The following is a 13,332-nucleotide window of genomic DNA, read 5'->3' as shown; positions in this document are numbered from 1 at the left end:
AGTCATCGGCGGGCCATCGCTTTCATCCACTGGTTCCCCGCCCCGGACTCCTCGGCGTCGCGGATGGTCGACCCGGTGTAGCTCATGAACACGTCGTCCAGCGAGGGCCGTGACACGCTGACCGACTGGATCGGCAGCCCGAGCTCGGCGAACAGCCGTGGAACGAACTCCTCCCCGGAGGCGACCGCGAAGGTCACCGCTCCCTCGTGCACGGCCGCCTCGAGCCCGAAGCGCTCGCGCAGGGCGAGGATGGCCGCCCCTTCGTCGGGCGTGTGGATCTGCACCCGGTCCTTGCCCACGCTGGCCTTGAGTGCCTCGGGCGAGTCGACCACCACGATCTCGCCGTGGTCCATGATGGCGATGCGGTCGCAGTACTCGGCCTCGTCCATGTAGTGCGTCGTCATGAAGATCGTGATGTCCTCGCGGTGACGCAGTTTGTTGATGTATCCCCAGATGGCCGAGCGGGTCTGCGGGTCGAGCCCGACGGTGGGCTCGTCGAGGAAGAGCACGCGTGGGGAGTGCAGCAGCCCTCGCGCGATCTCCAGGCGCCGTTTCATGCCGCCGGAGAAGGTCATCACCTTGGCGTCCTTGCGGTCCCACAGCGCGACCATCTCCATGACCTGGCGCAGGCGCTCGCCGACGAGGCTCTTGGGCACACCGTACAGCTCGGCGTGGAAGCGCAGGTTCTGCTCGGCGGTCAGGTAGCTGTCGAGTGTCGGGTCCTGGAAGACTAAGCCGATGTTGGCGCGGACCTGGTCGCGCTCTCCGACGATGTCGTGGCCGGCCACCCGGGCCTGGCCGCCGGTGGGGTGGACCAGCGTGCACAGCATGCTGATCGTGGTGGTCTTGCCGGCGCCGTTGGGCCCGAGGAAGCCGAAGACCTCGCCGGGCGCCACCTCGAAACTGACGCCTTTGACCGCTTCGACCTTGCCGTAGGTCTTCTTCAGACCCTGTACGGCCACAGCTGGGGTCGTCATCTAGTCCTCCGCCAGAATCTTGAACATCGATCGGCGCGTCGACCTGAGGAGTTCCTTGGCCTCGGCGACCTGCCGGTCGTTGGCCGAGCGGGTCAGGTGCAGGAACGCCTCGCCGAGCTGGCCCCACAGCAGCCGTAGCTCGTGCCGGTCTTCTGGCACGGTGCTGGCCACTTCGTCCCAGGGGGCGCTCTGGCCGGCGCGGCGCTGGTGCTCGGCCCGGCCCTTGTCGGTGAGCCGGTAGGTACGGCTGCCACCGTACTCCTCGGCGACGACGAGTTCCTCGTCCTCCAGCTGCTGGAGCGCCGGGTAAACGGATCCGGGGCTGGGGCGCCAGATCCCGCGGCTGCGTGCGGCGATGTCCTGGATCATCTGGTAGCCGTTCTTCGGCTCCTCGGCCAGGAGGGACAGCAGTGCGGCGCGCACGTCGCCGCGCCGCACATTCGGTGCGTGCATGGCATGCTCTCCTCAACTATCGAGATATCGCAAAGATATATCTAGAAGTGTCGGACAACAACGGCCGTTCAGAAAGTTAAGCGATATTAACCAGCGCCGACAGCGCCATCCCGCGCAGCAGCCCCCGCATGGCCTCGGGCTCCAGCTCGCCCGCGCTGTGCGGTGTGGAGTTGAGCAGCCCGAACAGGGCGTGCGTCGCCGCTCGCAGCCGGGGCGGCGGGCATCCGGGATGCAGCTCGGCGAGCACCGTCACCCACTCCTCGACGTAGAGCCGCTGCAGGCGCCTGATCTGCCGCCGCGCCGGCTCCGGCACGTTGTCGAGCTCCCTGTCGTGCACGGTGATCAGCGCCGGTTGTTCGAGCGCGAAGGTGATCTGGGTGTCGAGCAGCCGGTCGAGGGCGTCCTGCGGCCCTGAGGCGGCGGTGACGACGGTGACCGCGGCTTCACGCAGGTCGGAGCTGATGGCCAGCAGCATCTCGGCCAGCAGCGCCTCCTTGCCGGGAAAGTGCCGGTAGATCGCCGGGCCCGAGACGCCGACGGCGCCGCCGATGTCCTCGAGGGAGGCTCCGTGGAAGCCGCGTGCCGCGAACAGCTCCGCGGCGGCGTGCAGGATCTCCATCCGCCGATTGCGGGTAGGGGTGCTCACGCGGGTGGTGTCCGGCTGCTCGCGCATGTCTCACATAGTAGACGCCCGAGTTAATGATGACTAACATCTCGAACATGAGTGACTGGCCCGTCCTGAAAGCCGGCGGGGGTTCGGACAGCTACGCCGAGGTCAACGAGCGCCTGGCGCGGGAGCTGCGCGAGAAGCTGACCGCCGCGGCGCTCGGCGGTCCCGAGCGTTCCCGCCAGCGGCACGTCGAGCGCGGCAAGCTGCTGCCCCGCGAGCGCGTCGACAGCCTCCTCGACCCCGGCTCGCCCTTCCTGGAGCTCTCGCCGCTCGCGGCCACCGGCCTGTACGACGACCAGGCGCCCGCCGCCGGCATCATCACCGGCGTCGGCCGCGTGTCGGGCAGGGAGTGCGTGATCGTCGCCAACGACGCGACGGTCAAGGGCGGCACGTACTACCCGATGACGGTCAAGAAGCACCTGCGCGCCCAGGAGGTGGCGCTGCACAACCGCCTGCCGTGCATCTACCTCGTCGACTCGGGCGGGGCGTTCCTGCCCAAGCAGGACGAGGTCTTCCCCGACCGCGAGCACTTCGGGCGCATCTTCTACAACCAGGCCACCATGTCCGCGCGCGGCATCCCGCAGATCGCGGCGGTCCTGGGCTCCTGCACGGCGGGCGGCGCCTACGTGCCGGCGATGAGCGACGAGGCCGTGATCGTGCGCGGCCAGGGCACGATCTTCCTCGGCGGGCCGCCCCTGGTGAAGGCGGCCACCGGCGAGGAGGTCACCGCGGAGGAGCTCGGCGGCGGCGACCTGCACTCGCGCGTCAGCGGGGTGACCGACCACCTGGCCGAGGACGACGCCCACGCGCTGGCCATCGTGCGCGACATCGTCTCCACCCTCGCGCCGCGCCCGGACAGCCCGTGGACGCGTGCCGTACCGCAAGAGCCCCTGCACGACCCGCGCGACCTGTACGGCATCGTGCCGCCCGACACGCGCACCCCCTACGACGTGCGGCAGGTCATCGCGCACGTCGTCGACGGCTCGCGCTTCCTGGAGTTCAAGGCGGAGTACGGCATGACACTCGTGACCGGATTCGCCCACATCCACGGGCACCCGGTCGGGATCATCGCCAACAACGGCATCCTGTTCAGCGAGTCGGCGCTCAAGGGCGCCCACTTCATCGAGCTGTGCGACCGCCGCCAGATCCCGCTGGTGTTCCTGCAGAACATCTCCGGCTTCATGGTCGGCAAGGCCTACGAGGCGGGCGGCATCGCCAAGCACGGCGCGAAGATGGTCACCGCGGTGTCGTGCGCCAGGGTCCCCAAGTTCACCGTCGTGATCGGCGGCTCGTTCGGCGCGGGCAACTACGCCATGGCCGGGCGCGCGTATTCGCCGCGTTTCCTGTGGATGTGGCCCAACGCCCGCATCTCGGTCATGGGCGGTGAGCAGGCGGCCAACGTGCTCACCACGGTCGGCAACGCCGACGCCGACGCGATCCGGGCGCAGTACGAACACCAGGGCAACCCGTACTACTCCACCGCCAGGCTCTGGGACGACGGCGTGATCGACCCGATCGACACGCGCAAGGTCCTGGGTCTGGCGCTCTCGGCGGCCGCCAACGCGCCGCTCGACCCCATCGGCTACGGCGTCTTCCGGATGTGATGATCGTGTTCCGCACTGTTCTGGTCGCCAACCGGGGTGAGATCGCCATCCGCGTGATGGAGACCCTCGACGAGCTCGGCATCGCCGCCGTCGCCGTGTACACCCAGGGTGACCTCGCGCACGTCGCGGGGGCCGACCGCGCCTACCAGATACCGAAATATCTGGACATGGATGCGATCTTGGCCGCCGCCCGCGACTCCGGCGCCCAGGCCGTCCACCCCGGCTACGGCTTCCTCGCCGAGAACGCCGAGTTCGCCCGGCGCTGCGCCGACGAGGGCATCGTCTTCATCGGCCCGCCCCCCGCCGCCATCGAGGCGATGGGCGACAAGATCCGCGCCAAGGCCACCGTCGCCGCCGCGGGCGTCCCCGTCGTGCCGGGGGCCGCCGAACCCGGCGACGACCTGCTCACGTGGTCGGAGTTCCCCGCGCTCATCAAGCCGTCCGCCGGTGGCGGCGGCAAGGGCATGGTCGTGGTGCGCTCCGCCGGCGAGCTGCCCGCCGCCCTGGAGTCCGCCCGCCGTACGGCGCAGGCGGCCTTCGGCGACGGCACCCTGCTGATCGAGCGCTACATCGACAGCCCCCGGCACATCGAGATCCAGGTCATGGCCGACACCCACGGCGACGTCGTGCACCTGGGCGAACGCGAGTGCAGCCTGCAGCGCCGCCACCAGAAGATCATCGAAGAGGCCCCCTCGCCCTTCGTCACGCCCGAGATGCGCGAGGAGATGGGCAGAGCGGCCGTCGAGGCCGCCAGGTCGGTCGGCTACGTGGGCGCGGGCACCATCGAGTTCATCGTCGACGGCCGCACCGGCTCCTTCCACTTCATGGAGATGAACACCCGCCTGCAGGTCGAGCACCCGGTCACCGAGGAGGTCACCCGCCTCGACCTGGTCAAGCTCCAGCTCCTGGCGGCGGCGGGCGAGCCGCTCGGCCTCACCCAGGACTCCGTGCGGCTGAAGGGGCACTCCGTCGAGGCCCGCGTGTACGCCGAGGATCCCGCGCGCGGTTTCCTGCCCACCGGTGGCCGGGTCCTGCTGCTGCGCGAGCCCTTCGAGGCCCGGGTCGACTCGGGCATCGAGGAGGGCGTCGTGGTCGGCAGCAGCTTCGACCCGATGTTGTCGAAGGTGATCGTGTGGGACGAGACGCGTGAGGGCGCGCTCCAGGCACTCGACAGGGCGCTGGCCGAGACGACGATCCTCGGCCTGACGACGAACATCCCCTTCCTGCGCGCCCTGACCACGCACCCGCAGGTGCGGGCGGGCGAGCTCGACACGGGACTGGTCGAGCGCCTGCTGCCGGAGCTCACCGAGTCAGAGGGCGCCCAGGAGGCGCTCGTAGCGGCCGCCCTGTACTTCCAGGCGGAGGCGGTCGGCGACGGGGATCCCTGGGCGTCGGGCGACGGCTGGCGGCTGGGCGAGGCGGCCTGGACGACCTGGCGGCTGGAGTCGCGTCAGGGCGTGCACCGGGTCCTGGTGCGCGGCTCTGTCGTGACGGTCGACGGCGGCGCCGAACTGACCGCGTCCGCCCGCCGTACCGGCACCGAGCTCGTCCTCACCGTCGACGGCCGCGCCACGCGCTTCGAGACGGCCCGCGACGGCGACACCCTGTGGCTGGGCAGGAAGGGCGCCGCCTGGCAGGTCAGGCGCCACCGCATCGGCGACCCGGGCGACCGGCCGGGCGCGGGCCAGGCCGCCGACGGCGTGGTCCGCAGCCCCATGCCCGGCACGGTGCTGCTGGTGAAGGCGCAGCCGGGTGACGAGGTCGACGCGGGCCAGGCGCTCGTGATCGTGGAGGCGATGAAGATGGAGCACACCGTGACCGCCCCGCACGCGGGAACGGTCAAGGACATCCCGGTCAAGGCGGGCCAGTCGGTCGACATGGACGCCGTGCTGGCGGTGGTCGAGCCGTGAAGCTGCCGGAGCGCGTGACGGTCTACGAGGTGGGACCCAGGGACGGCCTGCAGAACGAGAAGGCGATCGTCCCGGTCGAGGTCAAGGCGGAGTTCATCGAGCGGCTGGAGGACGCCGGCCACCGGGTGATCGAGGCGACGAGCTTCGTGCACCCGAAGTGGGTGCCGCAGCTCGCCGACGCCGAGCAGCTCCTGACGGCGATCACCAGGAAGCCGGGCATCCGCTACCCGGTGCTCGTCCCGAACGATCGCGGGCTCGACCGCGCCCTGGCCAACGGGGTCGACGAGATCGCGATCTTCGCGAGCGCCACCGAGACGTTCGCGAACAGGAACCTCAACCGCACCCTGGACGGCCAGTTCGAGATGTTCGAGCCGGTCGTGGCCAGGGCGCTGGAGCACGACGTCAAGGTCAGGGCCTATGTCTCGATGATCTTCGGCGACCCCTGGGAGGGCCGCACGCCGGTCGAGCAGGTGGTGCGCGTCGGCACGAGGCTGCTCGACCTGGGCTGCCACGAGCTGTCGCTCGGCGACACGATCGGCGTGGGCACGCCAGGACAGGCCGCCGACCTGATAGGCGCCTTCCCCGACCCGGCCCGGCTGGCCGTGCACTTCCACGACACCTACGGCCAGGCGCTGGCCAACACCCTGGCCGCGCTCCAGGCGGGTGTCACCGTGATCGACGCCTCGACAGGAGGCATCGGAGGCTGCCCCTACGCCGAGTCGGCCACGGGCAACCTCGCCACCGAGGACCTGGTCTGGATGCTCCACGGCTTGGGCATCGAGACCGGCCTCGACCTGGACAAGCTGGTCGCCACGAGCGTCTGGCTGGCCGAGCGGCTGGGCCGACCGAGCCCGTCGCGCGTCGTGCAAGCTCTCGCAGACAAGGACATCCCCGATGCTGAACGATGAGTACGAGGAGCTGCGCAAGACCGTCGAGGCCTTCGCCCGCGAGGTGGTGGCGCCAGTGATCGGCGACTACTACGAGCGCGAGGAGTTCCCCTACGACATCGTGCGCCAGATGGCCGCCATGGGCCTGTTCGGCCTGCCCATCCCCGAGGAGCACGGCGGCATGGGCGGCGACTACTTCGCCCTGTGCCTGGCCCTGGAGGAGCTCGCGCGGGTCGACTCGAGCGTGTCGATCACGCTGGAGGCCGCCGTCTCCCTGGGCGCCATGCCGATCTACCGTTTCGGTACGGCGGAGCAGAAGGCCCACTGGCTGCCGAAGCTCGCCGCCGGGGAGATGCTGGGCGCCTTCGGCCTGACCGAGCCCGGCGGCGGCACGGACGTGCCGGGCGGCATGCGCACCACGGCCGTGCTCGACGGCGACGAGTGGGTGATCAACGGCACCAAGGCGTTCATCACCAACTCCGGCACCGACATCACCGGCGTGGTGGGCGTGGCGGCCCTGACGGGCGAGCGGGAGATCTCGACCATCCTGGTGCCCAGCGGCACGCCGGGCTTCACCGTGTCGAAGAAGTACTCCAAGGTCGGGTGGAACGCCTCCGACACCCGCGAGCTGTCCTTCGCGGACGTGCGGGTGCCGAGGGAGAACCTCCTGGGCGAGCGCGGTCGCGGCTACGCGCAGTTCCTGCAGACGCTCGACGAGGGCCGCGTGGCGATCGCGGCGCTGAGCGTCGGCCTGGCGCAGGGCTGCGTCGACGAGTGCCTGAAGTACGTGCGCGAGCGCCGGGCCTTCGGCCACCCCATCGGCCACTACCAGGCGATGCAGTTCAAGATCGCCGACATGGAGGTCAGGGCGCACACCGCCCGCCTGGCCTACTACCACGCCGCCGAGCGCCTGCTCAAGGGCATGCCGTTCAAGAAGGAGGCGGCCATCGCCAAGCTGGTGGCCTCCAACGCCGCGATGGACAACGCGCGTGACGCCACGCAGATCTTCGGCGGCTACGGCTTCATGAACGAGTTCCCCGTGGGGCGTTTCTACCGCGACGCGAAGATTCTGGAGATCGGCGAGGGCACGAGCGAGGTGCAGCGCATGCTCATCGCCCGCCAGCTGGGGCTCGGTGACCTCTGAAACACCGGTTAAGGTCGTCTCCATGACCACCGAGACCCTGCACATCAGGAGGGCCGTCAAGGGCGACGCCGACGAGATCTTCGCTCTGGCGCGCGAGTTCGGGCTGACCTTCCGTCCCGAACGGGAGGCGTTCGACGTCGCGCTGCCCCAGCTGCTCGACAATCCCGACGCCCTCCTGCTGGCGGCCGTGGTCGACGGCAGGGTGCACGGATACCTGCTCGGGTTCGTGCACCTGACGTTGTTCGCCAACGGCCCGGTGGCCTGGGTGGAGGAGGCCATGGTGCAGTCGGGCGCGCGCCGCCAGGGCATCGGGCGGTCGTTGCTGGTGGACTTCGAGGAGTGGGCACGCTCGCGTCAGGCCGGCTACGTGGCCATGGCGACCCGTCGTGCGCCCGAGTTCTACCGGGCGCTCGGCTATGAGGATTCGGCGACGTTCTACCGAAAAGTGCTTCGGTAGGAAATGTCCGCCATGTGAACGGTGCGCAAGGCTGTCGGTGGGCGATGGCATGCTGTGAGGCGTGAGCGTGCATACAGTGAGCCCCCGCTTCGTGGGGCGCGTGAAAGAGCTGGCCGCCCTGGAGCGGGCGCTCGCTGACGCACGCGCGGGGGCTGCTGCCACGGTTTTGGTGGGCGGTGAGGCGGGAGTCGGCAAGACCCGGCTGATCAAGGAGTTCACCCGGCGGGCCGAGCCCGCGCGCGTGCTAATCGGCGGCTGCCTCGAGCTCGGCACCGAAGGCCTGCCGTACGCCCCCTTCACCGCGGTCGTGCGCAGCCTGGTCAGGGAGATGGGCCGCGACGCGGTGGCGGCGCTGGTCCCCGGCGGCGACACCGGCGGGCTGGCCCGGCTGCTGCCCGAGTTCGGCGAGCCTGACTCCGGCGGCGCGGAGGCCAGGGCCCGGCTGTTCGAGCAGGTCCTCGGCGTGCTCGAGCGGCTGGCCGACCGCGGGCCCGTCGTCCTGATCATCGAGGACGCCCACTGGGCCGACCGCTCCACCCGCGACCTGCTGTCGTTCCTGGTGCGCTACCAGCGTTCCGACGTGCCGCTGCTGATCGTGGTGACCTACCGCTCCGACGAGCTGCACCGCACCCACCCCCTGCGGCCCCTGCTGGCCGAGCTGGGCAGGGTCGCCTGGGTGCGACGCGTGGAGCTGCACCGCCTCAGCCGCCGCGAGGTGGTCGAGCAGGCCACCGGCATCCTGGAGCGCCGGCCGTCGGCGGCCGACCTGGAGCTGATCTACACCCGCAGCGAGGGCAACCCGCTGTTCGTCGAGGCGCTCATCAGCGAGGCAGGCGAGGGGGAGGCGATCCCCGAATCCCTGCGCGACCTGCTCCTGGCCTCCGTGCAGCGGCTGCCGGAGGAGACCCAGGAGCTGCTGCGGGTGGCCTGCGCGGGCGGCGCGCGCATCGAGCACGACCTGTTCTCCGCGGTCGCCGGGCTCGACGACACCACCTTCTCCGGCGCGCTGCGCCCGGCCGTCGCTGGCAACGTCCTCGTCGTCGACGGCGAGGAGTACGCCTTCCGCCACGCCCTCATCCGCGAGGCGCTCCACGAAGACCTGCTGCCCGGCGAGCGCTCGCGCCTGCACACCCGCTTCGCCGAGGCGCTGGAGGCCGACCTGACGATCCTGCCCGCCCCGCGCGGCGCGATCGAGCTCGCCCACCACTGGCACGCCGCCCACAACAGCACCTGGGCGCTGATCAGCGCCTGGCGCGCCGCTGCCGTGGCCCGCACCGCCGTCGCCTACGACGAGCAGCTCGGCATGCTCTCCCGCGTCCTGGAGTTGTGGGACCAGGTGCCCGACGCCGCCGAGCGCATCGGCGCCGACCAGATCGACGTGCTCCAGCAGGCCGTCATCGTGGCGCGCATCGTCGGCGAGAACGACCGGGGCATCGCCTTCGCCACCGAGGCGCTCTCCCTCGACCCCGACCCCGAGCGGGCCGCCCGCCTGCTGATGTATCGCGGCATGCTGCGCTACAGCCAGGGCAGGAACGGCGCCACGGAAGACATGCGCCGCGCCGCCGCGCTGGTGCCGCCCGACGGCTCGCTGTCGCTGCGCGCCCAGGTCCACCACAACCTCGCCTCGGCGCTCAACAGCCGCGACGTGTGGCAGGAGAAGGTCGCCGTGGCCCGCGAGGCCCTGGAGCTGGCCAGGAAGGCCGGAGACAAGCGCACCGAGGCGCACGCCCTGGCCACCCTCACCTGGTCGACCGCCTTCTACACCGACGTCGAGCGCCACCTCGACGGCTTCCAGCAGGCCAGCGAGCTGGCCGCGGAGGTCGGCGCGTTCTACGCCATGATGCGCAGCGCCATCTCCGAGTCCGACGTCCTGGAGGGCGCCGGACGCCACGAGCAGGCCGCCAAGGTCGCGCGCCGCAACATGTCGGCCGCCGAGGCCCACGGCCTGGCCCGCGCCACCGGCACCTTCCTGGCGATGAACCTCGCCGAGCCGCTCGTCTCGCTGGGCCGCTGGGACGAAGCGTCCGAAGTGATCGAGCACGCCCTCGACCTCATGCCGCCCGCGCTCACCCGCTCCAGCCTGCAGGGCTGGCTGGGCGACATCGCCCTGGCCCGCGGCGACGTCGCGCAGGCCGAGGCACAGGTGAAGGCCTCCACCCGGGCGCTGTCCAACGGCAGCTTCCGCGACCAGATCGTGCTGCCGCACGCCCGCAGGGAGGTGGCGCTGCTCACCGCCCAGGGACGCACCGACCTGGCCAGGGCGCGCGCCGTGTGGGCGCTGCGCGAGCTGGCCCCCGAGGACAGCCCGCGATACGCCTGGCCGCTGCTGGTGGCCGTCGCGCGCATCGGCGGCGAGCCGCCGCCCGAGGCGCTGGAAGTGGCCAGGCGCATGCCGGTCGACGGTGATCTGCAGGAGGCGCTCCGGCTCACCTTCGTGGCGATCACGGGGGAGCGGGCGGCGGGCTCCGGGGTCGGCTCCGGCGTGTGGGGCGTCGTGCCCGACGGCCCGTCGGGGTCGTCGGAGGCCCCGCGGAACCCGGAGGGCGCGGGCCTGTTCAGGTGGCGGGTCCTCGGCGACGAGCCGTCGGCCTTCGAGCCGTCCTCCCGCGGCGTGACAGACGGGGCCGCGGGTAGGGCAGGCGGGCCCGGTACGGCACGCGGCTCCGGCACGGGCGGCTCCGGTTCCGCGGGCGCGACCAGCTCGGCAGGCGCCCCTGGCGTCTCCGGCCGACCTGCTGAAGCCGGTGGCCCCCCGATCGGCCTGGACGACTGGGATGCCGCCGCGGAGGCCTGGAAGGCTCTGGGCCAGCCGTACGGTGAGGCGCGCTGCCGGGTCGGCGGCGCGCACGTGGCGGTCGGCGTGGGAGCCCGTCAGGAGGCGGCCGAGCGCCTGAGCCGCGCCCGCGAGCTGGCCGAGCGCCTGGGCGCCGCCCCGCTGCTCGCGGAGATCGACACCTTGGCCAGGAGGGCCAGGCTGGCGGTCGGCGGCCAGGAGCAGGTGACGGCGTCCGCCCACGACCCGCGGGCAGGCCTGACCGCACGCGAGCTGGAGGTGCTGCAGCTCCTGACGACCGGCCGCAGCAACCGCGAGATCGGCGCCGAGCTGTTCATCTCGGTGAAGACGGTCAGCGTGCACGTCTCGAACATCCTGGCCAAGCTGGGCGCCGCCTCACGCGGCGAGGCGGCGGCGACGGCCCACCGCCTGGGTCTGTTCGAGGAGAGCGACGCCCGCTGAAGGCCCCAAGCGGCCGCACGCGGAGCCTGGGTAGCGGCTGGGCCGGTATCCGCTGAGCCGAGCAGTGCTGAGCTGGGCAGCGGGTGAGCTGGGCAGCGGATGAGCCAGTACTACCTCAGCCGGTGAGCTGGGCCTCCAGGCGGTAGCCGTCGACCGTGACGTACACCTGGTCGCCGGGGCGCGCGTTGAGCTTCATCAGCACCGGCTGCAGCGAGTCGAACACCGGCTGCCGGTCGCCCGGCCACACGAGCACGACCGCGTTGTTGCCCGGCCCGGTCACCGACAGCAGGGTGCCGGGACGCATGCCGAGCTGGGCGGCGTAGCCCTCGGGCACGGTCACGGGGCCGCCGCGCAGGTGCTCGGTGGTGACGTCGATGCGCTGCCAGCGGCGCGGGTCGGAGGTCGGGCTGGGCGGCGGGGTGCTGGGCCCGCCCGACATGCCGGGCAGACCCGCGAGCGCGCTCGACATGCCGCCGAACCCGCCGAGTCCGCCGCCGTTCGAGGCCCCGTTGGACGCACCGCTGGGCATGCCGTTGGGGACACCATTGGGCGCGCCGTTGGCGGGGCCGCCGTAGCCGTTGTAGCCGTTCCCGTTGGCGCCGGGCCGACGCTCGGGCAGGCCGTTGGCAGGCATCCCGTTGGCGGGCATGCCGTTCTCGCCCGAGCCGTTGCGTCCGCCGCCGGACAGGGCCGACAGCGCGGCCAGCGCGGCCGACGGGTCGATCGCGGGCGCCTGCGGGATGGGCTGGCCGCCGCGGTGGTGGTGACCGTTGGCCCCGGGAGTACGGCGGGGCAGCGAGCCGAGGGCTTCGGCGGAGGGAGCCTGGGCGAAGCCGGAGCCGGACGAGCTTTCGGGCGGCAGCGCCTCGAGCCAGGCCTTGGCGGAGTGGAGCCGGACGCCGAGTTCGCCGAGGAGCTCGGCGTAGTCGGCGTCACGCGGCGCGGAGGCGAGCAGCTGGCGGGTGCGCTGCTGCAGCCCGCGCAGGTCGCCGACGACGAGCCAGCCGTCCTGCAGCCGCCGGTCGGGCATGAGGGTGACCAGGACACGCCAGAGCGGGGTGCGCAGCGAGGGCACCATCACCGGGTGTTCGGGGTCGGCGCCGACGAGCTGTTCTTCGGTGGCGGCCGCGCCGAGCCATTCGGTCAGGCGGAACATGTGGCCGGTGACGGGGGCGGACTCCGAGGAGCGCAGCCAGAGCAGCACGCGCTCTTCGGCGGTGCGCTGGGCGATGGAGAGGGCGTCGCGGTCGACGAGCAGCCGGTGGGCCAGCTCGCGAAGACTCACGGGGTCCTCGGCGAAGAGGCGGTGGACCGCGACGGCCAGCTCCAGGCGGTCGAACGACTGGAAGAGCCCGTCGACGACGCGCGTCATGATGTGCTCGGGTCCGAGGACGACGGGCTCGTCGGCGGCCGGCTGGGCAGCGGGCTGCTGGGCAGCGGCCGACTGGGCAGCGGGCTGCTGGGAGGTGGGGTGCGGCGTCCCCTGCGGGGCGGGCACCGAGGCCGCGGCGGGCGCGGCGGCGGACGAAGCGACTTGCGGCTGGGCCTGCGCGTGCGGCTGGGCCTGGGCGGCCGGGGAGGCCGCGGGCACCCGGTTGAGCACCTCGCGGAACAGCGAGCCGATGACCTGCTCGGATCCGGCCAGGTCGGCGGCGCTGAGGCGTTTGAGCCGGTTCCAGCCGCCGAGCCCGGTGATGGCCGTGCGCACCGGTTCCGGCCATCCGGTCAGCGCCGGGTCCACGTGGTGGACCTGCAGCGCGGGCAGGACGTCAGCGAGCGGCAGGTGGTCCCAGCGCGAGGCGGCCAGCCTGGCCAGCCGCTCGCAGATCCAGTCCATGCCGGTCGTGCCCAGCGCGCGGGACAACGCCAGTGAGCTCCACCAGCCGGCGGGCAGTCGTGGGTCGGTGAGGGCCTCGGCCACCTGTTGCGGGCGGCTCCAGCGCAGGGCCGGAACCAGATCGCTCAGGCAGATCGATGACTCGACGTCCATTGCGG

10 protein-coding genes are annotated in these 13,332 nt (G+C 71.9%); 6 read left to right on the top strand and 4 right to left on the bottom strand.

From position 1 onward, the window contains the following. Nucleotides 1–2: 2 nt before the first annotated feature. The 3 genes from ACIBH1_RS22350 to ACIBH1_RS22340 all read right to left on the bottom strand — a co-directional run bounded on the left by ACIBH1_RS22350 (nucleotide 3) and on the right by ACIBH1_RS22340 (nucleotide 2,103). The gene (locus tag ACIBH1_RS22350) at nucleotides 3–977 is read right to left on the bottom strand and encodes an ATP-binding cassette domain-containing protein (protein WP_397315763.1); all 975 of its coding nucleotides are present in this window, start codon (nucleotides 975–977) and stop codon (nucleotides 3–5) included. After that, a complete protein-coding gene (locus ACIBH1_RS22345) occupies nucleotides 978–1,430 on the bottom strand; it encodes a PadR family transcriptional regulator (RefSeq protein WP_397315762.1) in 453 nt (150 codons plus the stop codon). It abuts the gene before it with no gap. 76 nt (nucleotides 1,431–1,506) lie between these two features. Continuing rightward, nucleotides 1,507–2,103 carry a TetR/AcrR family transcriptional regulator gene (locus tag ACIBH1_RS22340; protein WP_397315761.1) on the bottom strand — a complete coding sequence of 199 codons (597 nt, stop codon included), beginning with the start codon at nucleotides 2,101–2,103 and terminating at the stop codon, nucleotides 1,507–1,509. A gap of 47 nt (nucleotides 2,104–2,150) precedes the next feature. Between ACIBH1_RS22340 and ACIBH1_RS22335 the strand changes: the two genes are divergently transcribed. The 6 genes from ACIBH1_RS22335 (at nucleotide 2,151) to ACIBH1_RS22310 (ending at nucleotide 11,337) form a co-directional block, all read left to right on the top strand. Then, nucleotides 2,151–3,704, top strand: a complete 1,554-nt coding sequence (locus ACIBH1_RS22335) for a carboxyl transferase domain-containing protein (RefSeq protein WP_397315760.1) — start codon at nucleotides 2,151–2,153, stop codon at nucleotides 3,702–3,704. Then, nucleotides 3,704–5,614: an acetyl/propionyl/methylcrotonyl-CoA carboxylase subunit alpha gene (locus ACIBH1_RS22330; RefSeq protein ID WP_397315835.1), complete on the top strand. Its 1,911-nt coding sequence runs from the start codon at nucleotides 3,704–3,706 to the stop codon at nucleotides 5,612–5,614. Before ACIBH1_RS22335 ends, ACIBH1_RS22330 begins: the two co-directional genes overlap by 1 nt. Then, nucleotides 5,611–6,522 carry a hydroxymethylglutaryl-CoA lyase gene (locus ACIBH1_RS22325; RefSeq protein WP_397315759.1) on the top strand — a complete coding sequence of 304 codons (912 nt, stop codon included), beginning with the start codon at nucleotides 5,611–5,613 and terminating at the stop codon, nucleotides 6,520–6,522. The genes ACIBH1_RS22330 and ACIBH1_RS22325 overlap by 4 nt, the downstream gene beginning before the upstream one ends. After that, entirely contained in the window at nucleotides 6,509–7,645 is a 1,137-nt protein-coding gene (locus ACIBH1_RS22320) for an acyl-CoA dehydrogenase family protein (RefSeq protein ID WP_397315758.1), read from the top strand. The genes ACIBH1_RS22325 and ACIBH1_RS22320 overlap by 14 nt, the downstream gene beginning before the upstream one ends. 22 nt (nucleotides 7,646–7,667) lie before the next feature. Then, on the top strand, nucleotides 7,668–8,102 hold the full coding sequence (locus ACIBH1_RS22315) for a GNAT family N-acetyltransferase (protein WP_397315757.1): 435 nt from the start codon (nucleotides 7,668–7,670) through the stop codon (nucleotides 8,100–8,102). Between the two features lie 61 nt (nucleotides 8,103–8,163). Next, nucleotides 8,164–11,337 carry an AAA family ATPase gene (locus ACIBH1_RS22310; protein WP_397315756.1) on the top strand — a complete coding sequence of 1,058 codons (3,174 nt, stop codon included), beginning with the start codon at nucleotides 8,164–8,166 and terminating at the stop codon, nucleotides 11,335–11,337. Between the two features lie 115 nt (nucleotides 11,338–11,452). Here ACIBH1_RS22310 and ACIBH1_RS22305 read toward each other — a convergent pair whose 3' ends face one another. Continuing rightward, the gene (locus tag ACIBH1_RS22305) at nucleotides 11,453–13,327 is read right to left on the bottom strand and encodes a hypothetical protein (RefSeq protein ID WP_397315754.1); all 1,875 of its coding nucleotides are present in this window, start codon (nucleotides 13,325–13,327) and stop codon (nucleotides 11,453–11,455) included. Nucleotides 13,328–13,332: the final 5 nt, after the last annotated feature.

This window comes from Nonomuraea sp. NPDC050663, assembly GCF_044456985.1.
Taxonomy (GTDB): domain Bacteria; phylum Actinomycetota; class Actinomycetes; order Streptosporangiales; family Streptosporangiaceae; genus Nonomuraea.
The sequence above is the reverse complement of the archived record's forward strand: the minus strand, read 5'-3'. Positions and strand labels throughout refer to the sequence as shown.